This is a genomic window from Paenibacillus sp. FSL H8-0259 (assembly GCF_037963255.1).
Taxonomy (GTDB): domain Bacteria; phylum Bacillota; class Bacilli; order Paenibacillales; family Paenibacillaceae; genus Paenibacillus_AQ; species Paenibacillus_AQ phytohabitans.
The window spans coordinates 2064957-2090200 of sequence record NZ_CP150147.1; the positions used below are offsets into that span (position 1 = coordinate 2064957).

13 protein-coding genes are annotated in these 25244 nt (G+C 54.7%); 11 read left to right on the forward strand and 2 right to left on the reverse strand.

The features are described from left to right. Positions 1-39: 39 nt before the first annotated feature. Complete coding sequence (locus NSU01_RS08850; protein WP_076242561.1) at positions 40-1674, reverse strand: MDR family MFS transporter; 1635 nt, start codon at positions 1672-1674, stop codon at positions 40-42. A gap of 206 nt (positions 1675-1880) precedes the next feature. Here NSU01_RS08850 and NSU01_RS08855 point away from each other — a divergent pair, with 206 nt between their 5' ends. The 9 genes from NSU01_RS08855 to NSU01_RS08895 all read left to right on the forward strand — a co-directional run bounded on the left by NSU01_RS08855 (position 1881) and on the right by NSU01_RS08895 (position 19845). Then, the gene (locus NSU01_RS08855) at positions 1881-2381 is read left to right on the forward strand and encodes a MarR family transcriptional regulator (RefSeq protein WP_076242562.1); all 501 of its coding nucleotides are present in this window, start codon (positions 1881-1883) and stop codon (positions 2379-2381) included. A gap of 707 nt (positions 2382-3088) precedes the next feature. Next, positions 3089-7042 carry a X2-like carbohydrate binding domain-containing protein gene (locus NSU01_RS08860; RefSeq protein WP_083705134.1) on the forward strand — a complete coding sequence of 1318 codons (3954 nt, stop codon included), beginning with the start codon at positions 3089-3091 and terminating at the stop codon, positions 7040-7042. A 257-nt stretch (positions 7043-7299) separates the two neighbouring features. Continuing rightward, positions 7300-9591: a helix-turn-helix domain-containing protein gene (locus NSU01_RS08865; RefSeq protein WP_076242563.1), complete on the forward strand. Its 2292-nt coding sequence runs from the start codon at positions 7300-7302 to the stop codon at positions 9589-9591. 974 nt (positions 9592-10565) lie between these two features. After that, on the forward strand, positions 10566-11450 hold the full coding sequence (locus NSU01_RS08870; RefSeq protein WP_039307795.1) for an ABC transporter permease subunit: 885 nt from the start codon (positions 10566-10568) through the stop codon (positions 11448-11450). Positions 11451-11465: 15 nt separating this feature from the next. Then, positions 11466-12371 carry a carbohydrate ABC transporter permease gene (locus NSU01_RS08875; protein ID WP_042134901.1) on the forward strand — a complete coding sequence of 302 codons (906 nt, stop codon included), beginning with the start codon at positions 11466-11468 and terminating at the stop codon, positions 12369-12371. 94 nt (positions 12372-12465) lie between these two features. Continuing rightward, positions 12466-14145, forward strand: a complete 1680-nt coding sequence (locus NSU01_RS08880) for an extracellular solute-binding protein (RefSeq protein WP_042134903.1) — start codon at positions 12466-12468, stop codon at positions 14143-14145. Positions 14146-14299: 154 nt separating this feature from the next. Then, positions 14300-15586 (forward strand): SGNH/GDSL hydrolase family protein, encoded by a 1287-nt coding sequence (locus NSU01_RS08885; protein ID WP_076242564.1) that lies wholly within the window; start codon positions 14300-14302, stop codon positions 15584-15586. Positions 15587-15653: 67 nt separating this feature from the next. After that, complete coding sequence (locus tag NSU01_RS08890; RefSeq protein ID WP_144025963.1) at positions 15654-17444, forward strand: right-handed parallel beta-helix repeat-containing protein; 1791 nt, start codon at positions 15654-15656, stop codon at positions 17442-17444. Between the two features lie 61 nt (positions 17445-17505). Beyond that, positions 17506-19845 (forward strand): glycoside hydrolase family 95 protein, encoded by a 2340-nt coding sequence (locus NSU01_RS08895; RefSeq protein WP_042134905.1) that lies wholly within the window; start codon positions 17506-17508, stop codon positions 19843-19845. Positions 19846-20347: 502 nt separating this feature from the next. On the opposite strand, the gene NSU01_RS08900 is transcribed toward NSU01_RS08895, so the two are convergent. Continuing rightward, on the reverse strand, positions 20348-23047 hold the full coding sequence (locus tag NSU01_RS08900; RefSeq protein WP_076242565.1) for a hypothetical protein: 2700 nt from the start codon (positions 23045-23047) through the stop codon (positions 20348-20350). A 298-nt stretch (positions 23048-23345) separates the two neighbouring features. Here NSU01_RS08900 and NSU01_RS08905 point away from each other — a divergent pair, with 298 nt between their 5' ends. Together NSU01_RS08905 and NSU01_RS08910 are read left to right on the forward strand one after the other, a co-directional pair. Further along, positions 23346-24074 carry a thioredoxin domain-containing protein gene (locus NSU01_RS08905; protein WP_076242566.1) on the forward strand — a complete coding sequence of 243 codons (729 nt, stop codon included), beginning with the start codon at positions 23346-23348 and terminating at the stop codon, positions 24072-24074. Between the two features lie 38 nt (positions 24075-24112). Continuing rightward, positions 24113-24988, forward strand: coding sequence for a helix-turn-helix domain-containing protein (locus NSU01_RS08910; RefSeq protein ID WP_076242567.1), 876 nt, complete (start codon positions 24113-24115; stop codon positions 24986-24988). Positions 24989-25244 lie beyond the last annotated feature (256 nt).

A 25244-nucleotide genomic window follows, 5' to 3' on the forward strand; every position in this document is an offset into this window, starting at 1 on the left:
CATCTCTTTGCTGTTTATAAGGATTAACTTGCGGATCTGTTAATGCCCTGTTGGCGCAGTTTCCTTCCGCAGCTTGCTCCCCGCACCGGCTTCCTCTGCGGCAGCCTCTGTCTTGGATTCGCTGGAACGCAGCGGAATCTCCTTCAGGAACAGAACAAGCACGGCTGCAATTACGAGCAGCGCAGTACCGCTCAGGAACACTACCGTCAGGGAGTCGCTAAGCGCCCCGCGCAGCATCTCAATCAATTGATTGAAAAGCGGCCGGATCTGCTCCGGCAGCGTGGTATGCAGCTCCTTCAGCTTGGGCTGGTCGAGCAGCAGCTGCGGATTCATGAAGGCTGTAAGCTGCCCCGCGGCTTCCGGATCAAGCTTGGACAGGTCGGGACCTTTGCCGGAGGCCACTGCAGATTCCAGCTTATGCGTAAGAGTTGTGTTCATCACGGTACCCATAACGGCAATCCCGATAGTACCGCCAAGGTTACGGAAAAGAGTTGTGGTAGCTGTAGCTACGCCCAGCATCTGCGGAGCCACGGCGTTCTGCACGGTCAGCGTGAATACCGGCATCGCCAGCCCGAGGCCGATCCCGAAGACAATCATGCTGGCCACAGCCATGACGATGCTGTTCATGAAGGCCATCATTATCATTGCGGCGACCATAAACGGCATGCCGATCATGGCGTAGCGCTTGTATTTACCGGACTTGGATATCCAGCGGCCGGCCAGTGTGCTGAGCACAATCATCATCAGCGACATCGGCATGTTGATGAAGCCGGAATTGGTCGGGGACACGCCTTCTACCCCCTGCACGAAGAACGGCAGATAGATCATGGCGCCCATCATGCCCGCATTCATCAGGAAGCCGATAATCATCGAGATGGTGACAATCGAATTCTTGAACAGGGAGAGCGGCAGCACTGGGCTCTTGGCCTTGCGCTCAATCAGAATCAGAATGACTGCACCGGCAATGGCTGCCGCGAACAGTCCGAGAATCTCAGGTGAACTCCAGGCATATTTGGTGCCTGCCCAGGAGAAGCCGAGCAGCAGTGCGACGATGCTGAGGGACAGGAAGATGGAGCCCGGATAGTCAATCGTTTCGGAAGTGGCGCGTGTTCCTTTGGGGAACATTCTCCAGATCATGATGAACGCTACAATCCCGAGCGGCAGGAAGATCCAGAAGATCCAGCGCCAATCCATATGATCGACCATGAATCCGCCGAGGGTAGGGCCGATTACGCTGGAGAAGCCGAACATGGCCATCATAATTCCCGTCCACTTTGCCCTTTCCCGGGGAGCGAACAGGTCGCCTACGGCAGTGACGGTGGCCGACATCAGAATTCCGCCGCCGACACCCTGTATGCCGCGGTAGGTGATCATCTGATAGATGTTGTCAGACAAGCCCGACAGGAAGGCCCCGATGATAAAAATAACAATCCCGGCGAGCAGGAAGGGCTTGCGGCCGTAAATGTCGGATAACTTACCGACCAGCACCGTGGCAATGGTGGAGGTCAGCATATAGATGGTGATGACCCAGGTGTAATGCTCAATTCCGCCCAGGATGGCAATAATCCGGGGCATTGCGGTGCCGACAATTGTCTGGTTGATTGCCGCGAAGAACATAGCCGCCATTAAGGCGATCATAATGGTTACTTTCTTTTTTTGCGTGAGATGCTCCATGGCAGGGTACTCTCCTTTGATCCTGTACGTATTATAGTTTGGCCTTTTATGATATTCTAATTAGGTAGCCAAACTACCTTTTATGTATAATACACAACTATTTTAAACATCACAATAATTTTATTTTTTATCGGAAGATAATAGCGGTTTGTATTGATTTTCACATGTTAGGTAGGTAATCTAATGATATAGAACGGAGGTGTCTCATGAGTATCCAGGACAGTCAGGAAAGGCAGCTGCTTATCACACTGGAAAATATAAAACGCCTAACCCCCCGTCAGCAGAGCATGGACTCTATCCCGCATGGAGAATTTGTAACGATGTTTGTCATACATGCAGCTATGAAGCAACAGGAGGCGGATGAACAGGAACGGGGAGGCCCGTGCCGCGGCCTGATGGTCTCCAGATTAAGTGAGCTGATGCAGGTCAGCCGGCCGACGGCTTCACAAATGGTCAGTACGCTGGAAGAGAAGGGCTACATTGAACGTGTAATGTCCGAAACCGACCGCAGGGTTATCTATATCTGCCTGACGGCCAAAGGCCAGGAGGTATTCGGCAGCAGAATGGACCGTTATTCAGATGTGCTGGCCGAGATTATCGATAAGGTGGGCCGGGAGGAGATTGATCAGCTGATCTCAACCTGCGGCCGGCTGATGGAAGCCGTGAACGAGGTACGGCCGCGGGTAATGGGGAATGCGTCCGAATGAGCCGTAATCCGGGTAACTATAAACCTGTAAACTGTAAACATGGAAGATGTAAACCTGTAAACCTGTAAGTGATGAAGACTTTAAACCATAAATTCCACTTTTGCTAACCGTCTGATTTCAGGCGGTTTTTCTGTTGCTTGATGTCCCGCAGATTGTGCCAATGTCCTCTCCACAGCAGGCAATCTTTGTTTTGGCCAACGCAAAGAGAAGAAGAGAAGAAGAGAAGAAGAGAAAGCATGCTAAGTGGAAAAACGACATCTAATAACGCAGAAACCTCTGTATACGGTAGATTAGTTGGAAAAATAGCACTTGCTGCCACACGGATCGGAGAAAAACGAGGGAAGAGGGAAAATTAGGTGGAGAAAATCCAGCTAAAATCGGTAAGGCTACCCGTGAGGCCTTAGGAAGTGGAGGAAATCCAATTAATCCTGGGGCGCCATTTACCATCACAAGGAGCAATAACTGCAGGAAAACTGGATGCGCGCCTGAGTTTTGTCCCCCGCGAACAGGGGAAGCTGTACGCCGAACACCGCAGATGTACCTATCCAAGGAGGGCAGAACCCCTCTATGATCAACTCGTATGGAAAGCGCTGCCATTATTGGCCGTTCCACCATGGGTAAGCAACGAGCATGCAATGAGCATGCAGTGGGCAAGTTGCGGCAGAAATAGAAAACGCTTTATAAATTGCCGAGGGGAGCTGGGATATTTGAAGTCTTTGGGTAAGAAAATCGGCTTGTGCCTGCTGATGCTGATCATGACAGCAGCGCAAACCGGACTTGCGGGAACCAGGCAGAATGTGGCGGAGGCAGCTGACAAGGAGCTGGCACAGAAGCCTTATATGGGCTGGAGCAGCTTCAGTATGCAGGTGTATGAGCCTTCAGGGAACTGGATATCGGCGGACAGCATCAAGAAGCAGTCGGATGCCATGCATGAGAAGCTGCAGTCGCACGGCTATGAGTATATTAATATTGACGCTGGCTGGAACGGAAGTATGGATGAATACGGCAGGCCTATTCCAAGTACTGAGCGTTACCCGAACGGGTTCCAGGAGGTCATCGACTATGTCCACAACAACGGGCAGAAAATCGGAATCTACCTGATCCCCGGCTTGTCTATCGATGCCTATAATCAGAATCTGGAAATCTACGGAACTGCCGGTGAATGCCGGATGCAGGACATTGCCGTGCAGCCGCTCAAGATTGTGGATGCCTGGAATGCCTACAGCTACAAGATCGATTTCAGCAACCCCTGCGCGCAAAAGTATATTGATTCCATCGCCGATATGCTTGGCGAATGGGGGATCGACTTCGTCAAATTTGACAGCGTGACTCCGGGGTCGGGAATCAACAATCTGAGTCTTGATGCACGCGGTGATGTGGAAGCCTGGTCCAAGGCTTTGGCCCGGCATGACATATGGTTTGAGCTCTCCTGGGCGCTCGATCATAATTATGTGGACTTCTGGAAGAAATACGCCAACGGCTGGCGGATCCAGTGGGATGTTGAAGCCTACGACAGCAATGTGGGATTAACCCAGTGGGCCAATATCGCCCGGCTGTTCCCGGATGCTGCCGTATGGTGGCGGGATGCCGGTCCCGGCGGATGGAATGACTTCGATTCGCTCAATGTCGGAAACGGGGCAATGGACGGTCTGACCAAGGATGAACGGCAGACAGCCATGACCTTCTGGGCCGTATCTGCGGCGCAGCTCTATATCGGCAACGACATGACCCGGCTTGACGACTATGGCCTGCAGCTGCTGACGAATGACGAGGTCATTGCCGTCAACCAGTCCGGGCGTCCTGCTCATCCGGTGTCGATGGATACGAAGCAGCAGGTCTGGTACGCGAATAACGGCGACGGTACCTATAATGTGGCCCTTTTTAATCTCGGCAGCCGCAGTGCAGCAGTGGATGTGAAGTGGAGCGATATCGGACTCGAAGGCCCCGCTTCTGTCCGCGATCTCTGGAGCCACACTGAGCTTGGAACCTTCGAGGACGGTTACAGTGCAGGTGCGCTTGAACCGCATGCTTCGCGGATGTTCAAGGTGACAGCCAAGGAGGGCACCTCGATTGTTAATGATGATGATACCGGGCTGCGCTACACTGGCTCCTGGCAGCGTAATGGCGGGAAAGAGCAGGTTCCCGGCAGCCAGGATATGAATATCAGCATCACTGATACATCTCCGGCTCCGGGTGAGGGAGATCCGGGGGACGGCGGGCAACAGGGGGGCGGTGCTGGAGCAGATCCGATTGATCCGGGAACAGGCAGCGGAGCATCGGTTACTCGCTCGGTCTATGTCAATGACAGCAATCCGGCGATTGCCTACAGCGGCTCCTGGTCTTCCTCGACCGGCAGATCTGCCGGGGACCACAGGGCAGATGTGCACTATACGGAGCAGAACGGTGACTATTTCCAGTATACCTTCAGCGGTACGAGAATTGAGCTGCTGACGGAGAAGGACCCCGCACAAGGCGATATACTGGTGTATCTGGACGATGCCACAAGTCCGGACCGGGTGAGCACGTATACGTCCGGGGATAAGGAAGCCCAGCAGATCGTATATAGCGCTTCGGGGCTGGCGGAAGGTGAGCATACTCTGAAGGTGGTCAAGGACTCCGGCCAATATATGCTGCTTGATGCGCTGCGGATTACGGCAGGCCAGCTGATTAATCCGCAGGCAGGCAGCTTCGACAAGGCCCCTGGCAGCCAGGCGGATCTGGAGCTTGCACTGGCAGCCGGCAGCGACTCGCTGCTGGCAATCACGAATAATGGCGTTGCCCTGCTGCCGGGCGCCGATTACACTGCTGACGGCAGCACAGTCATCCTGAAAAAGGAGTATCTGTTCAACCAGCCATCCGGCCTTACGGAGCTGGCGCTTAGCTTCGACGGTGGAAGCAGCGAGCTGTTCACTGTCCAGATAACAGGCTCCTCTACAGTGCGCTACGAACAGATCAACAATGATGATCCGGGAATCACCTATAATGGCTCCTGGTCGCGCAGCACAGGAAGAAACATGGGAGACTACAAGGATGATGTGCAGTACACCGAGCTTAATGGTGATTCCTTTGAGTACGCCTTCAACGGGACAGGGATCAGTCTGTATACCGAAGTAGACAGCTCGCAGGGGGATATGGATATCTATGTCGATGGAGAATTCAAAGAAACCGTAAGCGCGTACCGGAACGGGCGGCTGGCCCAGCAGAATCTGTACAGTATTTCCGGTCTTCCGGAAGGCATTCATACATTGCGGGCAGTGAAGAAGTCAGGCCGGTTCATGCTATTGGATATGCTGAAGGTGGAAATTCCCGACCTCGTTAATCCTGTGGAAGCTGTCTTCGACAAGGCAGCTGCGGCTCAGGCGGATATAGACGTGACGCTGCTCCGGCAGCCGGGACTGTTCGGCGGCATCCGCCAAGGGTCTTACACGTTGGTAGAGGATACGGATTATACGCTCTCCGGCAGTACAGTCACGCTTGCGAAGTCCTATCTGGCCGCTCAGCCGGCTGGAACACTTACGCTGATCTTTGAATTCAGCGGTGATTATCAGAATGATGTGCACTACACGGAGAAGGATGGAGACTATTTCGAATATGCCTTCACGGGTAGCGGGATTTCGCTTGTAGGGCCAACAGGCCCGGAACTGGGCGACATTGAGCTGTACGTGGACGGTGAACTGCAGCAGACTGCCAGCGCCTATAGCGCGAACCGGCAGATCCTGCAGAGTATTGCCGTGATTACGGGACTGGAGGCAGGACCGCATGTGCTGAAGGCTGTGATGAAATCAGGCAGTCTTATGCTGGCCGATCAGGTAAGAATCACCTTGCCGGCTGCTGACGAGGGTCCGGGGGAAGAGCCGACGGCAACACCGGCTCCAAGTGCAACACCGGAACCTGCTGCAACGCCGGAAGCTACAGCCACACCACAGCCTGGAGCCACTGCGCAAACCGGAGGTAATCCGGCTCCGGCTGCAACCGCTTCGCCTGCAGTGACCGGGACGCCTACACCGTCTCCAGCAGTGGCTCCTTATTCTACGCCGGGCATGGTGGAGGGGCAGCATGCTGCATATGCCAAAGGGTATCCGGACGGCTTATTTAAGCCGAACCAGAAGATTACCCGCGCCGAGATGGCATCGCTGCTCTTCGCAGCCATCACACCGGAGGCCGGCGGATCAGCGGCATCGTATAGCGATGTAAGCGCAGATTACTGGGCAGCAGCGGCGATATCTGCTGTGGCCGAAGCCGGGGTGATGACCGGCTATAGTGACGGCAGCTTCAGGCCCGGGCAGCTGATTACCCGTGCCGAGATGGCGAGTCTTGCAGCCGTACTGATACCGGCAGACCCGGCAGACACGGCGGCAGGCCGCGGATTCCCGGATATTGCCGGGCACTGGGCAGAGGCAGCCATCCTGAAGGCGCAGGGTGCCGGAATACTGAGCGGCTACAGCGACGGCAGCTTCAAGCCCGGCAATCCGTTAACGCGGGCAGAGGCGGTTACGGTGATTAACAGACTTACCGGCAGAGGACCATTGCGCGGGATGGCAGTTACCCCGTGGCGGGATGTTCCGCTTACCCACTGGGCTTATGCCGATATCATGGAGGCTTCGGTGAATCATGCCTGGAAGCCTGCAGACGGAGGCGGTGAGCAGTTCAGCGGCTCCTGATTCCTGGATTTCTAACATCTGACTAATGTTAATCATCCGCTTGCACTGCCGCTCGCGCGAATCTCGCGCCGGGCGGCAGTTGTCTGCAGCGAGATCGGAATTACTAATAAAAAGCAGTGATGCCGGCCTGCATCGCTGCTTTTTATTAAATTCCCGATTGCCACCGTGCGGAGGCGCAGGACAAAAGCTTGACTGGACGGCAAATTGTTTTAAGCTAATATTATGATAGCGCTACCAATAGAGGAGAGAATCTTACCATGCCCAAGTACTCCAAGGTGTTCCGCAGATTTCTGATCTCCTATCTGGTCATCTTAATTATTCCCAGCATTGGGGGCTATATGTCGTACCACACCTCAATCTCTGTAACCCAGTCCATTTCGATTGAGAACAGCGTGACCCAGCTGGAGAAAAGCCAGGAGATTCTGGAGCGCCGCATGGCTGAGGTTGAAGGGCTTACCCGGCAGCTGGCCATTAATCAGGAACTGAATGTTCTGATGAATGAACAAGGCCGTGAAACGAATGTGTTCGGGATCTGGAGAGCGATGCGCAATGTCCTGACCTTCGGACAGACGAATGATTTTTTGCAGGACTATTATATTTATCTGGCCAATTATGATCTGGTGCTGACTGCCGGCTCCTCCTACCGCCCGGATCATTATTACGAGATCTATCACTACAAGGATCTCCCGCTGGAGGAGTGGAAAAAGGAGATTCTGGACCGTACGCACCGGAGTGAGATTAAGCCGCTGAGCGCTTTTGTGAGTAAGGGTACACCTACCTCGGTAATCACCTATATGCAGTCCCTGCCGCTGGATAGCTTCAATAATTCTTCGCCGGCTGTCGTGGTGGTTAATATTGACGAGAAGATTATCGCCAGTCTGCTGTCCGGGCTGACCGAGCGTGACGGCGGCTGGGTGCATATCAGCGATGCGGACGGCAATACCATAGTGCTGCAGGGGCAAAATAATGCTTACGTGGATAAGCTGGCTGCTGATCCCTTTTTTGACGCGGATAAGGTAAGCCAGTTCTACAGGGATGATCTCGTCATAACGACCCGCTCCGGCACGAATGGCTGGGTGTACCAGGCGGGGATTCCCCGCAGTGTGCTGATGGAGAACGCCAATAAAATTAAGCATATGACCTGGCTGATTACGGCTGGCGCCCTATTCCTCGGTCTGCTGGCCGGGCTGGTGCTTGCCTACAGAAACAGTATGCCGATTAACCGTCTGCTGGCCGTGATGAAGGAGCAGTTCGGCAAGGAGGACAGTCCGGAGCGTAATGAATTCGATTTCCTGAGCGGGAATATCGCCGATATGATTACGAAGAACAAGCTGCTGGAGACCGAGCTGAACCGCCAGCTGCCGCTGGTCCGGGATGCTTTTCTCAAACGGCTGATCGCCGGGGAATTCGAATCCAGGGAAGAGATTGTCTCGGCAGCCGAGCAGGCGGATATCGGACTGGGTGAAGGAACCGGGTATGCGGGAATTCTGCAGATTAAAGGGTATACCGGTATGGACAGCGTTGAAATTCTCAATGAGCTGAATGCGGCCCGGCTCCTGCTGAAGCAGACATTTGCCGAGCTGGCGGGTCCGCTCCCGATGACGGATATGGGCTCGGACAAAATAGTCATCCTGTTCTTCTCCAGCCCGGCTGACGGTGGCCCGGCGGGCAATGAAGATGGGATGGAACGCCTGATGGATCAGGGGGTTCAGCGGGTGTTTGAGGAATACCGCATTTCGGTGCAGGGCGGCTTCGGGGAGTATTTCTCGTCGGTTACTGAGGTTAGCCAGTCCTTCGAGCAGGCCAGACAGGCGCTGGAATATGCAGTATATACGAACCGTAAAGGAGTCTTGCGCCATCAGGAGGTGCAGATTGAGAATACGACCTATTATTATCCTCTGGAGACGGAGCAGCGTCTGATCAGTACGATCCGCGCCGGCGAGCTGGCCGAGGCGGAGCGGATTATGGAGGCTACTTTTGCACAGAATCTGGGGCCCCGCGAGCTGTCTATGGAAATGAAGCATCAGCTGATCGGGGAGATGAAGGGCACCTTCCTCAAGCTGCTGGATCAAAAAATATTCATGGAGTCCCCGCTGGGGGAGAGCGTCAAACGGCAGATTATCGACATTGACACCTCGGCGCCGCTGGAGAGAATCCAGACGGAATTCCTTGAGCTGACCGGAGAGCTGTGCGGATTCATCACCAACAAAAAGAAGGATGCGCACACCCAGACCATCAAGCAGATGTACCAGTATACTGCAGAAATGTACGCCGATACCGAGCTCACCCTGTACCGCGTCGCCGAGCATGTGGAGCGGCCCGAGAAATATATCTCGCAGCTGTTCAAAGAAGTGACGGGGGTGAATTATTCGGATCACCTGATTAAGGTGCGGATGGATGAGGCGGCAATCCTGCTGAGAGAGAGCCGGTACACGGTGGATGAGATCGCGGCCAGAGTCGGCTACAACAGCTCACATTCTTTCCGGCGGGCGTTCAAGCGGCTGACGGGCATTTCGCCGAGCACCTACCGACAATCGCATGGCGAATAGTATTGATTTCACATGCTTAAGCGGCTGCAGCTGTCCATGGTCCGGACGCGCGGCCGTTTTTTCTTGTCTGGTAAAGTACATCGTTTAGAAAAGAACACCATTAGGAAAAGAACACCATTCAGATAAATGTTGATAAAACAAATTTTCTCATTTTAAATTAGTACCAAGTTGAGTTAGCCGGAAATAGCAGCTGCCTTTAAATGCGCCGGAAAGTGGGCGGGACGGGAGGGTAAGAGGGATAATCCCTTTGAATGCGCCGGAAGTAGGCGGGACGGGAGAATCAGAGGGATAAATCCCCTTAAATGCGCCGGAAAGTGGGCGGGAAGGCAGAAAGAGAGGGATAAATCCCCTTAAATGCACCGGAAAGTGGGCGGGACGGGAGAATGAGACGGATAAATCCCCTTAAATGCGCCGGAAAGTGGGCGAGACGAGGAATTGAGGGGCAGAAGTGCCCCTGAATCCGCCAAAAGTGGGCGAGCCGAGGAAATGAGGGGCAGAAGTGCCCCTGGTTTGGACAAGGTATAAGCGGAATGCGGGATGTAAGCGTATGCAATGGACCCCGGAATCCGGGTGAACTGTACGCAAAATACGGAAATGTACCTGTTCAAGACCCGCCGCAGGACCTTATGATCGAGTCGTGGAGAAAGCGCTATCACACAATTTAGCCAGTCAAACTTAAACACCTGCTTCCGCAGCAAGTTCTGCTTGAAGCAATCCAAGTGAAGCAACTTAGCACAACCAAGTACCTGCTTCCGCAGCAAGTTTTACGCAAAATGAACTAACGAAGCCACACAGAAACCAATCACACGCTTCCGCAGCGATTTTTGCACGAAGTACAATCATGGGCACAAACCAACGCAGTACACGCTGGCACGACTTTAGGGGGGATTAATCTGGAGAAAAATCTGATATTAAACAACAAGCCGGCGCCCCGGAGGAAAGGCCAGAGCTGGCTCTCTAACGCCGGAAAAAGCATGCTGAAGCACTGGCAGCTCCATCTGCTGGTCATTCCACCTCTGCTGTTTTTTCTGATCTTCAAGTATTATCCGATGGCGAATGCGGTTCTGGCGTTCAAGGATTATAACGTCATCAAAGGAATATGGGGCAGTCCATGGGTAGGATTCAGGAACTTTGAACTCTTTTTCGAGAATCCGATGTTCTGGACGCTGGTGAAGAATACCATTCTGCTGAGCGGCTTCCTGCTGCTGGCGGGGTTCCCGATTCCCATCCTGCTGGCACTGATGATCAACGAAATCCGCGGCGGACGGTTCAAACGGTTTGTCCAGCTGGTCTCCTTCGCACCTTATTTTATCTCGACGGTGGTCATGGTATCGATTATTATGCTGTTTCTCGCTCCGCGCCTCGGCTTCGCCAATATTGCCCTGAATTTCTTCGGGCTGGAGTCGGTGAATTTCCTCGGGGAGCCCGGCATGTTCCGCTCGATTTATGTCTGGTCCGATATTTGGCAGACCGCAGGCTATAGCGCCGTCATCTATCTGGCCGCCCTGGCCGGCATCGACCCTACGCTGTACGAGGCAGCCAAGGTGGACGGAGCTTCACGGTTCCAGAAAATCCGCCACATCGACCTTCCGGGCATCGTGCCGACAATTGTGATTATCCTTATTCTAAATGTAGGCAATGTGATGGCGATCGGTTTCGAAAAGGTATATCTGCTGCAGAATCCGCTGAATATCGTCAATTCCGAGATCATCGCTACGTATGTGTACCGGATCGGTCTGCTGAATGCCAATTACAGCTTCGCCACCGCTGTCGGCTTATTCAATTCCTTAATTAATCTGGTCCTGCTGCTTACGGTTAACGGCTTGGCCAAACGAATCACGAACAACAGCATCTGGTAGGAAAGGAGTGCTCGTATGGCCGCTTCGGCAGCAGTTTCCCAAAAAATCAAAGAATCCACCGGTGACCGGATCTTCCTCACTGTGGTCTATGCGGTGCTCATCCTTGTGGTGATAGCCGTCCTGTACCCGCTTATCTTCATTATCAGCAGCTCCATCAGCAGCCCGGCGGCTGTAACCTCCGGCCGTGTGTGGCTCTGGCCCGTCGATATTTCCTTCAAGGCGTTCAAGGTGCTGTTCAGCACGCATGAGATTGTTTCCGGCTATGCCAATTCAATTTTTTATACGGCGGCTGGCACACTGATCAGCGTAACGCTGACGGTAATGATTGCTTACCCTTTGTCGCGCAAAGCGTTTTTTGGACGGAATGCGTTAATGATGGTAATTACGTTCACGATGATCTTCAGCGGCGGGCTGATCCCCACCTATATGGTGGTCCGGCAGATGCACCTGATCGATACCCGCTGGGCGCTCCTGATTCCGAATGCCATCTGGGTGTGGCAGGTGATCATCGCCCGTTCTTTCTTCCAGGCCTCAATTCCAGAGGAGCTCCTTGAAGCCAGCGAGATTGACGGCTGCAGTGACATGCGGTTCATCCGCAGTGTAGTGCTTCCGTTATCCAAGCCGATCCTTGCGGTGCTGGTGCTGATGTATGCCGTAGGGCAGTGGAACTCCTATTTCGACGCACTAATCTATCTGAAGACGGCGGATCTGTTCCCGCTTCAGCTGGTGCTGCGCAGTATTATTATCCAGAACAACAGCTCCGGAGCGATGGATGCAATGGCGATGGTGGAACGGCAGCAGATGGCGGAGCTTCTGAAATATGCGCTGATTGTTGTGGCTACGCTGCCTGTGCTGGTGATTTATCCTTTTGTGCAGCGTTATTTCGTTCAAGGGATGCTGGTCGGGTCCGTTAAGGGCTGAGGCCTGGCATGTACACCTGCAAAGGGGGTGAGTTCATCAGCCGGCAGCAAGAAATATCCACCCTGTTCAACTCAAAAAAAGGGAGTGATTGATTTTGAAGAAAAGCCTTATTAGTTTGTTAATGCTGGTAACGGTACTTACAGTTGTGATCAGCGGATGCTCGGGCAAAAATACAGACAGCCCTTCGGGCGCCCAGGCCACCAGCGGGAATGCAAGCGGAAATACACCGGCTGCGGCAGCACCTGTTGAAGTCAGCGTCTTTGCTGTCCAGGAATCGGGCATTGATATTCCAACCAATAAATTCACCACCTTCCTTCAGGACAAATTCAATATTAAGTTCGACTGGCAGATCAACCCGTCCGACGGGGCCAAAGAGAAACGACAGATCTCGCTGGCCAGTGGCGACTATCCTGATGCTTATCTGCTCACCGCTTATATTGATGAATTCTCGCAGGGCGATGTGCTGAAATACGGCCAGCAGGGCGTTCTTGTGCCGCTGAATGATCTGATTGACAAGTATGCACCGAACATTAAGGCAGCAATGGAAAAAACACCTGCACTGAAGACGCTGAACACAGCGCCGGACGGCAATATTTACGGGCTGGGTGCTTACACGGAATGCTTCCACTGCTCTTATCCGAATAAAATGTGGATCAACACCGAATGGCTTAAAAAGCTGAATCTGGAAGAACCGAAAACTACCGAAGAGTTCAAGCAGATGCTGGAAGCCTTCAAGACACAGGACCCGAACGGCAACGGCAAGGCCGATGAAGTGCCACTGAGCGGTTCCACTGAAGATTTCGGTGTACGGATTATTCCTTATCTGATGAACAGCTTCGTCTATGACGATGACCGCAATTACCTCAACCTGACACCGGACGGCAAGGTCGAATCGGCAGCCATCAAGCCGGAATGGAAAGAGGGCCTGACCTATATCAAATCCCTGTTCGATGCCGGGTTGATTGATCCGGGGGCTTTTACCCAGAATGCTGAAGCGTTCAAAAAAATCGGCGAGAACGCCGATGCGGAAATTCTTGGCGCCGGTGCGGGCATGCACCCTGCCATCTTCATCAATATTGACCCGGGCAACACGCGTTCAGCGCATTACAACCCGCTTGCTCCGCTTACCGGTCCTTCCGGCGTATCGTTCGCCACCCATGATGCAGGCGGTGTATCGCCGGGAGCCAAGTTTGTCATTACCAACAAAGCGAGTGAAGAAGCACAGATTGCTTTGATCAAAATGGTCGATTATATGTTCACCCCGGAAGGCCAGACCAACTCGGCCAGCGGAATGAAAGGCATTGACTGGACCGATCCGGGTGAAGGCGATGTGGCACTCGGCAAGGATTCGAAGCCGGTGATCAAGCAGATTCCGATGGCAGAAGGCGAAGCGCCGCGCAATGCGGGCTGGAGCGGAATGGGTCACTTCTATATGCCGAAGGAGTACCGCGATACTTTTGTCCAGGGAACAGATATCTATGCTTCCAACGGATATGAACGCAGACTCTATGATGCTACGCTGCTGTATGAGGGCCATGAACCGAAGGACCTGTTCCCGCTCTGGTCGATCTGGATTGACCCGAGTGACATCGACGAAGCCAGCATGCTGCAGACGAACCTCAGAAACTACATTGAGCAGAACGAGCTGCAGTTCATTACGGGCAACAAGGATCTGAACAAGGACTGGGATGCTTATGTAAAAGGTCTTAAAGACCTGAAGCTGGACCGCTATCTGGAGATTCTGCAGAAGGCTTATGATGTGTCAGCGAAATAAAGCCGGATAGCGCGGAAACGCGGGCGGCCTAACCGCTGCAAAACGGATGCCGGCCTCCTTGGCCGGCATTGCTGTTTGTAGGGACGTTCAAACACGTTCAAGTATTCACCGCAAGTAAGGCTAAGGCCTATTCATTTGGTAAAGAGGTGGAATTATGCAATACCAGAACAGCGGAGGCATTCCGGGTATTGAACCGCGCCGGGGACTGCCCGGGATGAGAAGCAAGCTTGCGGGGGCTGCCCCGCTTACAGCCGCGTTTCTGGGCGGCTCGATTACAGAAGGGGCAGGTGCTTCGGATGCGGAGGCCACCAGTTGGCGTGCACTGACCGGAGCATATCTGCAAAGGCTCTACGCCGGCCATCCCGTGAACTGCATCAATGCCGGGGTCGGCGGGACCACCTCCACCTTCGGTGCACACCGGTTGCAGGAGCATGTGCTGCGCCACGGGGAAATAGACCTGCTGTTTGTTGAATTCAGCGTGAATGACGGGGAAGACCGCGGGGAGTCCATCCGCGGTATGGAGGGAATTGTCCGCCAGTGCCGGCGTCTGTCACCGGAGACGGAGCTGATCTTCGTGTACACGGCAGCCGACAAGAACCTGACCGGCTACAAGCCTTTTAATATCGCCGTGCATGAGGAGGTGGCCGATCATTATGGCATCCCGTCGATTGACTGTGCGGCGAAGGTGTATACCATGATCCACACAGGTGAGCTGAATTGGAAGAGGTTCGCTCCGGACGGATACCATCCGCTTGATGCGGGGCATGCGCTGTATGCAGGGCTGGTGCAGGAGTACTTGCAGCAGGCGATTGTGCCATGCGGCGTTCAGCCGGGATGGCTGGAGGAAGCAGGGCCGGAAGCGGGGGTGCCTGGAGAGGAAGCAGAAGCACAAGTGACGGCGGTGCTGAAAAAGGAAACGGGGCGGGAAGCAGCAGTACCTGGAGAGGAAGCAGAAGCGCAAGAGACGGTACAGCTGATACAGGAAGCAGGAGAGGAAGCGCTGCTGCCCATTCCGCTGGATAGCCGGAATTATGAGTACGGCGGATTGCTGGATTACAGTGCCGCCGCCTATTCCGCAGGCTTCCGCACCCAGGAGCTGGAGCCCGGGGAGCCGCTGATGAATTGGCGGTTCTCTACAGAGCATGCCTATACTGATGATCCGCAGGCAGAATTCAGCTTCACGGTGACGGGACAAGGTGCCGGACTGGTGCTGCTGTACGGGCCGGACTCGGGTATTGTGGAATATTCGCTGAACGGCGGGCCTTACGCTGAAGTCAATCTGTTCGATGACTGGTGCCTGAATGCTTACCGTCCAATCCTGGCGTTGTTCCCGATTCAAGCGGAGCGCGGTATTCTTCAGATTACTGTCCGCAATACAGGGCACAAGGACAGCCGGAGTACCGGGACCGGTCTGCGGGTACTTAAGCTACTGCACAACTGATGCAGCACCGCAACTGAGCAGTCCGGCAACTCATGAGCCGTCTGCTTCATAACTATTCATCCGGGAGGTGTTTGATATTCATCACGAAGTTCATCCCGTAGACGATGATCAGCCGGTTCACCGGACTGTGCTACGGCTGACTGATTTCGGCGCCGTTCCGGATTCGGACGGGGATGCCCAGCCTGCGATGCGGCGGGCAATAGAAGCCGCAGGCAGGCTGGAAGGACCGGTGCTGCTGGACTGCCCGCAGGGCTGCTATCATTTCTACCCGGACGCCGCGCTCCGGGTTCCTTATTACATTACCAACACGGCCAGCGAGGAAGAGCTTCCCGATGTGACCAAAACCGCAGGGCTGCTGCTGAAGGGGCGGCGTCAGCTGACACTGGACGGGAACGGCTCGCTGTTCCTCTTCCACGGGAAGCAGACGATGCTGATTCTGGACGGCTGCACGGACATGGAGATCCGCAACCTGCATCTGGATTATGTCCAGCCTACAGTAGCCGAGATGACCGTGGAGCAATGCGGTGCAGACTTCTGCGAAGTCACCGTGCACCCGGATTCTCGGTATGAGCTGATCGGCGGCAGGCTGGACTGGACAGGCGAGGGTTGGCGGTTCCGTGAAGGCCCGATGCAGGTTTATGATCCCGTGCAGAACATAACCTGGCGGACGGAGAACTGGCTGGCAGAGGCCCGGCAGGTCGAAGAGATCGGCCCTCACAGGCTGCGATTCTGTTTCGGTTTCCGGCCGGAGGCTACCCCGGGGAATGTCCTGCAGGTACGGGACGGCATCCGGGATCAGGCCGGAATCTTCATCACGGAGTGCTCCGGCGTGACGTTTCAGAACGCAGGTGTGCATTTCATGCATGGGCTGGGGATCGTGGGCCAGTTCAGCCGGGATCTTCTCTTCCGGCAGCTGGATCTGTCGCCGCGCCCTGAAACCGGGCGGACTGTGGCCGGATTCGCCGATTTCATTCATCTGTCCGGCTGCAGGGGACAGCTTCTGATCGAAGACAGCCGCTTTAGCGGGGCACATGATGATGCAATCAATGTGCACGGCACCTATCTGCGGATTGCCGGGCAGTCTGCCGGAAACACGTTGAGGGTCCGCTTTATGCATCCGCAAACGTATGGGTTCATGGCCTTTCACCCGGGCGATGAGATTGAGTTCGTCCGTGCGGAATCCCTGACAGCTTATGCAGCCAGCCGGGTTGCCGGTGTCCGGCAGCTGAATCCGCGCGAACTGGAGTTAACGCTGGAAGGGCCGGTTCCGCCGGGCATCGGCGGAAATGATGTCATTGAGAATGTCACCTGGACTCCTGAGGTGGAGATCAGGGGGAATGTTTTCTCGCGGATTCCGACCAGAGGGATTCTGGCGGCTACGCGGCGCAGAACAGTAATCCGGGATAACGTATTCGAACGGATGCAGATGAGCGCCATACTGGTTGCTGCCGATGTAGAGTCCTGGTATGAGTCCGGTGTGGCCAGGGACATGACCATTGCCGGGAACCAGTTTATTGCCTGCGGCAGCAGTGAAGCTCCGGTCATCCACATAGCCCCGGAGAATAAGGAAGCGGACAGCAGGGCACCTGTGCACCGGAATATATGCATAGAGCACAACCACTTTGAGACTGGGGATGCCCCCGTTCTCGGTGCCAGAAGCACGCAGGGCTTAACGTTCAGACATAACCGTGTGGTTGTTGCGGCGGCAGATGCGGGAGATCGAAACAGGAAAATGGACAAGGACAAGGACAAGAGCATGGACGAGGAAAGGTTCTCAAGCCTTGAGAATGCTGTCCGGCTTACAGCCTGTAGCGGGGTAGACGTGACAGCGAATTCTTTTTGCATAGAGGAACAGTGAATGTAAGCGTGCCTTGAACCTGCTGGAGGCGGGCAGATTATGACAGACAGGAGAATGCGGTATGAATGATTTCAAATTATGGTATTCTGAGCCGGCAGTGAGCTGGGCCCAGGGATTGCCTCTGGGGAACGGCAGATTAGGGGCAGTCGTGATGGCTGCTCCGCACCGCGAAGTATGGAGTATGAGCGAGGTCACCTACTGGTCGGGGCAGAGCGACCCGGTACCTTCCTCCGGAGGGGGTAAGGCTGCGCTGGAAGAAATGCGCCAGCATTTCTTCAGCGGGGATTACGAAGGGGGCGACCGTCTGGCTAAGCGGCATCTGCAGCCTAAGAAGCAGAATTTCGGCACGAACCTCGGACTATGCGAGGTGGTGATTGATTTTGCGGAGCAGATGCAGAACCGGGAGCAGGAATCAGGAGATGGCGGACAATTCCGGCGGGAGCTTGATCTGACGAATGCGGTGGCCGGAGCGGTGCATCAGGGTAAGAGTTCAACGCTGCACCGTGAGGTTTTTGCCTCGCATGCGGGTGATCTGGTAGCGTCAAGGATCTGGGGCGGACTGCCGGGTACAGTGTCCTTTTCGCTCAGTCTGGTGAACGGGACGGGGCAGTTTAGAGCGACAGCCGTGGAAGGCGATATGCTGGAATTCAAGAGCCAGGCAACAGAAAATATACACAGCAACGGCACTTGCGGAGTCTATGCCAAAGGATGGGTCAAGGTGGTGATATCCGGCGGTTCGATTCATAGCGGTGACGGCCTATTGACTGTCAGCGGAGCGGATGAAGCCTGGATTTACTTCGCCGTCAGCACGAATTACCGCCGTACAGATGCGGACTGGGAATCAGAAAGCCGCAGCACCATTGATCAGGCGGCAGGCAAGGGCTATGAACTGCTGCGAGAAGAGCATATTGCCGATTACCGCAGCCAGTATGACAAGGTGAATATTCACCTGGGGCGCTCAGATAAGGCGGATCTCCCCACCGGTCAGCGTATTCAATCCCTGGCCCGGGGCGGCGGGGATGATCCCCAGCTGTTCGCACTGTTCCTGCAGTACGGGCGTTACCTGACGATCGCCGGTTCACGGGCCGATTCGCCGCTGCCTATGCATCTGCAGGGGATCTGGAATGACGGGGAAGCCTGCCGGATGGGCTGGAGCTGTGATTATCACCTGGACGTCAACACCCAGATGAACTATTACCCTACGGAGATTACGAATCTGGGGGACAGCCATCTTCCGCTGATGCGCTATGTTGAAGAGCTGGCACAGGCGGGAAAATCAACGGCAGGCAATCTGTACGGCAGCAAGGGCTGGGTTGCGCATGTATTTTCGAACGTCTGGGGATTTACGCTTCCCGGCTGGGAGACTTCATGGGGACTTAATGTTACAGGCGGACTATGGCTTGCCACACATCTGATACAGCATTATGAATATAGTCTGGACCGTGAGTTCCTGGCGCGCCAAGCCTATCCGGTGCTCAAAGAGGCGGCCGTATTCTTCCTCGATTACATGTGTATCCACCCCAAGCATGGCTGGCTGGTTACCGGACCGGCGAATTCACCGGAGAACAGCTTCTATCCCGGTGATCCTGGCGATGGCGCGCAGCAGCTGTCTATGGGTCCGGCGATGGACCAGATTCTGGTCCGGGAGCTGTTTGAATTCTGCCTGATGGCGGCAGCGCTTCTGGACCGGGATGAAGCGTTCCGGCAGATGCTCCAGGCGGCTGCAGCTAAGCTGCCGCCGCTTCAGATCGGCAGGAAGGGGCAGCTGCAGGAGTGGCTGGAGGATTATGAGGAAGCCCAGCCGGAGCACCGCCATCTGTCCCATCTGTTCGCACTGTATCCCGGCAATCGGATTACTCCCGGCCGGACACCGGAACTCAGCAGGGCAGCCAGAGTTACGCTGGAGAACCGGATGCAACAGAACGAGCTGGAGGATGTGGAGTTCACGGCGGCATTGTTCGGACTCGGGTTTGCCCGGCTGCATGACGGGGAGGATGCCTATAAGCATATTTCTCACCTGATCGGCGGCCTGTGCTTCGATAATCTGTTCACCTACTCCAAATCGGGTATTGCCGGAGCGGAGAGCAATATTTTCGTCATCGACGGGAATTTCGGCGGTACAGCGCTGATTGCTGAGATGCTGCTGCAGAGCCACGCGGGAGAGATTCATCTGCTGCCTGCCCTTCCTGCGGCATGGAGCACTGGAGCGGTATCCGGCCTGCGGGCCAAGGGGAATGCGGAAGTGGATGTTGCCTGGGATAACGGCCAGCTGACTGCAGCCGAGGTCCGTACCTTTTCTCCGGGAATGGTGACGGTACGATGGGGTGAGGTACGAACAGTCTTCCAGGCGGAAGCGGGCGGAAGCTACAAATTGGGCAGCCGGCTGGAGCTGTTGGCGTAAGAGAAGCGGGGGCGAATTTCGCCCCCGCTTATTTGCTGCTTTTGCACGATAACCGTGTGTTCTTGGCGGGAATGAAGCCTTAGGGGACTATGGCGCTATGGAACTGTCGACTGAATCGTACTACATCAGAGCTAGAGTAGTGAGTTCATTCAAACATTTCATACATGCAGCAATTTGAGTATTCAGTTCCAACGGGGAATTCCGTGATAGTTGTATAATGTACAACTAAAAAAGGCGAAAAGGGCTGCTCGCCTCTTATAACTGTAGTCTGTACAACTAAATTTGTCCGAATCGGTAAAAACCATCTAAGTACGGCAGTTTAATTGTACGGAATACAACTAAACGGATAATCCGTGCTAAATCAGATAATATAGTTGTACAAAGTGCAACTAAGATTAAGCCTGCCGCATATACCGTAATCCAGTCATTGCAAATCCTCAGCAAGCAAGTTGCCAAAGTGGCTTTTCCTAGTTTGTTCTCTGGCGATTGATTTGTTTAGGAGCTATCCCCCCGCTTTAACGATGCGGATAATTTCCCCGGCAGAAGTCTGCATATCCGCGTCCATACCTGTGAAGGTCTGCATCTCCCCGGAGGAACGGGTACATTCGGCCCCTTGCTCCCAAGGAATATAGAAGGATAACGGAGCTCCTGCTTCACTGAACACCTCGATTTGCTGCACTTCACCTGCCCGGATGGACGCACTGACGAGGAAGCCGCCTACCGCGCGCAGGCTGCGGAATTCTGCGCTGTCATGCTCCGGCCAGTTGGGGAAAAAGCGCAGCACGCCGTTATAACTCTGGAGCAGGCATTCGTTGATAACGGCGGGCAGTGCGAAATTCTCAAACCAGATACCCATGCGCGCCATGAAGCTGAAGTCGTCCGTATCGGAGTAGCGTCCGCCGCTCATCAGCACTTTATCTGTGCAGGTGCCGTTAGGCAGCAGGCAGTACCGGATCTGCCGCTTGAACCGCTCCAGATCAAGAATACCTAGCCGCGCCCCGGCCAGGGGCTGGAACACCAGCTCATTCCCGCCTTCATTGAGATGATTGCGGTAAGTATTCACCGCCGTCTGATACTCTGCCGGAGGAGAATGCAGACCGTGTTCTTCGCCGGGGAAGACAGTGGTCAGCGGAACCGGAACATTGTAGACGGTGTCCGGATTTTCGCCAGCTACGGATACAAATACACGGCCCGAAGCGGATTCGGCTTCCGGATACTCCGGAAAGTGATTCAGGATATCCTGTACTTCAGTCAGCAGGGCTCCTTCTGCTTCAATCTCACCCAGAACGGTACAGGCACTGATGAATGCCCGGAAGATAAATTTGGTCAGCGTCAGATCGATCAGGCAATCGCTGTTGCGGGCGAATCCCGGCGTGATCTCATACAACTCAGGCACCACCGTCGGGAAAATATGATAGCAGCCGTCCTTCCAGGGCTGACCATAAGCTTCGGGACGTTTCATATAAGCCGTCATGAACAGGACGGCTTCCTTCATAGGCATGAAGGCGCGGCTGCGCAGGAATTCCTCATCCATTGAATATTGATAATGCCACCATAAACTCTGTACAGTCCATGGAGTCTCGCATATTTCCCAGCCCCAATGCGGAACAGGGTAAGGCATCATGCTCATTTCTACAGGGTAGGCAGAATGCGGAAAATAGGCGCCGGGCAGTCTGTAATATTCGCGTGCCCATTTGCGGCTGACCGGCAGTACATGATCCACCATGTCTGCGTAGGGCAGATGCTTCTCCAGATGGTTGCTGGAGAACGTCACCCAGAATGGCTGCTGGGTGTTGTAGTTCATATGATAATCTCCGTGCCAATCCGCTCCGATGGAGCCGTAGCTCCAGTTGGCGAACAGGCCGGGGCAGGTTATTCCCGCTTTGACGGAGCAGTTCAGGAAGTAGAGATTGCGGTACCAGATCTGCTCCAGGAATTCATCCTCCAAGGTGATGAAGGAATGCCCCCAGTATTCCCGCCATGCTTCCCGGGTCTGCGCCAGCGCGTGGTCGTAACCGGCGCGTGTCGGCGCGTTCATCCTGGCAGATGCGCTAGGTCCAGGTTGAGCACAGATTACAGTTCCTGTGTCAGCTAAAGTCGCTATCTCCGCTGCCGGTCCCTCCCGCAATTCTGCGCAGGCCAGAAATCCGCCGGATTTCCCTGAGCTATCCAGACGGGCAATGCTGCCGCTGCCAATGAATTCTGCTCCAGGCAGCCGGACCGCCAGCCGGAACGCCTTGTCCCGCTCATGCGGAAGGTAAGGCGAAGCGGGGAACTCCATGTGCGGCAGAATTTGTGTAAAAGACATCAGGCCAGCACCAGCATCGTTTTCCCAAGACGCCGGAGGGAACTCCTGCGGTGTCTTGGGATCGGGAATGAGCCTGGCCTCATGGAACAGCGGAACCTGCGAACCGGTCGCCGTATCTGTTACCGACATCCACATCCGGTCCTGCTCCGCCTCCACAAATAGCTCGAACACCGCCGGCTTGCCGCTGATCAGGAAATCAACCGTGCAGCGTCCGTCGCCAATATGCACCGTGTGGCCGAGTACCTCCGCGCGGCGCCGGTCATACCGGAGCAGCAGCGAGCCGCAGGGCATCGGGCGCGGGTAGGGCTTGCTGTAGTTGTCTCCGGCCATTTCGCAGTATTCGCGGTACCACGGGTTGTCCGTAAGCTGGCCGAGATTAGCGGGAAGCGAAGCGAAGCGGTCGTACACTTCCTGGAAGGTCAGAATCTCCTCCGCATGATGCTCGGCAATCCGGATATCCCAGACATTGTTGTGTCCGAAGTGCAGTATAACCGCATCCGGCCGGGTGGTCACCACCACACCAAGCCCGCCGTTGCCCAGCAGCGCCCCTTCGAAGAAATCCGCCGCCGGACCGCTGAAGGTAATATTATGCCGCCCCGCCTGCTCTTGGGCATGAAGCAGACTACCTGCCGCTGCATAACCTGCTGCTGGTCCCGGTTCCGTCGCCGCTACCGCCTCTGCCATCTCAGTCACCGCTCCAATCACCTCCACAGTTTCCTCCACCACCATAGGGTCTGCCTCCATCACCGACGATACCGCCTCCACCATCTCCGTCACCGCAGCTACCGCCCCAGCCATCTCGAGCTCCACCATCACTTCCGCCTCAATCGTCGCCACCTCCGCCTTCGCCACCTCCGCACCCTCCGTCACCGATGATACCTTAGTTTTTTTCATCTTAGTTATGCCTCCTCCAAGCTGTATTGACCTGTTTTTCTAAATGTACTAAACCGTCTATAGGGTTTACCTGACATAAATCGTAGGCGAATCCCGCCGGAAAGTATTTAGCGTAGGGTCCGGTTGTTGCACGATCGGCGGGTGAATTGACGCTGGACTGTCACGCCCAGTCTGAACGGGGGAAAGGTACCCTGCTGCCGCAAGTGTACCTTTACGCTGAAATATCCTCCAGCTTATATTCAGCATAGAAAGCGCTATCAATAAGCGGTGTTAATTTTATCTAGGGGGATAAACAGCAATGGCTAAATCGAAGGTAAAACAAACAAAGAAAAGTTCCGGTTTCGCAGTTCCGGTCATCGTAATCTGTGTGATGGTGCTGGCTGTATCCGTAGCGTTCCTTAACCGGACCAGGGCGGCGGGCGGGCTGGACGGACTGCCCAATTATACGGAAATCCGCGGAGACTTCGATGCGAATGGCCTGAAATATGAGAAGCAGCCGCATCTCGGCAGCACCACAGCCAAAGCCAAGGTGATTGAATTCGCCGATTTCAAGTGTCCTGCCTGCAAGAAGTGGAAGGAGACCTATTTTGAACAGTTCAAACAGGAATTCATAGATACCGGCAAGGCAGAGCTGTTCTTCATTAACTTCGCCTTCATCGACCGGGATTCGATTATGGCAGCTAGCGCGGGTGAAGCGGTATTTGCCCTGGACAACGATAAATTCTGGGAATTCATGAGCAAGCTGTACGACCATCAGGGGGATGAGACGAAGATTTGGGCTACCCCGCAGTTTATGCTTGATTTCGTGAAGGACAACATCAGCGGCATTGATTATGACCGGTTCGCGAAGGATCTGCAGGCGCATACGTACATGCTTCCGGTCAAAGAGGATTTCAAAACCGCAGGGAATTACGGGGTAAACGGGACACCGAAGTTTATGGTGAACGGCCAATTGCTGCCGGGTTCATCTTACGAAGAGCTGGCAGCCGCCATTGAAGCCGCGCAGGCTTCGAACGTTACAGAGTAACCACCAACGAAAGGGAGGAAGGAGGGGAGGAGGAGCGTATGAACTTTTCCGCGATACATCCTTACGTCTATCTGGCTACCCGCTATCCCTTTGCCAAAGGGCAATCCAGCTCCCCGCGAATCTGCTATATGAGCTCGGTTTACCTGATCAGCGAAGGTTACGGGACACTGTTAACAGGGGGACATGCCCACCGGGTCAGTCCGGGAATGCTGATCCATCTCCCGCCCGGGCAGCTTCATGAATGGCGTGCGGACGCTGCCGAACCCATGGTTCATCTGTGCTGCTATTTCGATTGGCATCATGTGGACCGGGAGGGCGTCTTTGAATGGGCCTGTCCGATCTGCTATAAGCCAGAGCAGCTGCAGAAGGAGCTGCTGGGTCCGCTTTTCCCGTATCCGCTTCCGCAGTTCATGGACGCGGGGCTGCTGCGCGGGTGGACAGAGCGGTTTCAGAAGTTCTATAAGGCAGGCGAGTTCGACAATGAGCAGACCTTCATCCGTAATCTGACGATTCAGCGCCATTTCCAGGAGTTCATTGATGATCTGCTGCATCTGCTGCTGAGCGGCCAGCCCATCCCGGACCGGCGGATCAGCTCGCTGCTGGAACAGATGGAGCAGGATCTGCTGCATGATGTACCGAAGCCGCTGGAGGCATATTACAGCAGTCTTCAGCTGAGCCGGGGGCATTTCTTCGAGCTGTTCCGCAAATCTACCGGGGCCTCACCTGTGGAGTATATGAACCGCTTCCGGGTCAACCGGGCCAAGGAAGACCTGCTGCATAGCCCGCTGAGTATTACCGAGATTGCCGAGAAATACCACTTCAGCTCACTCCATTACTTCTCCCGCCTCTTCCACCGCCAGACCGGCCAGACTCCGCGGGAGTTCCGCACGCGTGGAGCTAAGCTTCCGGACTGAAGCGGAATATCGAGTCCAGAGGATATCCTGCACCTGTAATGGGGCGGGATATTTCGCTTTGAAACGATCCCGCTGAACGATCCCGCTTTATAAGGTCGGCAAAGCCGTTTCCACTTGTCCTGCGGGGATAAGCGCCGCTTATACCCGTATAAGCAACGTCTATTTAACAAGCGCACGGGCTGCCGTCTATAATGACCACAGAGATTAATTCCTAGTTATCTCATAGGAATATCTAAAAATCCCTGGACGGAGTGAG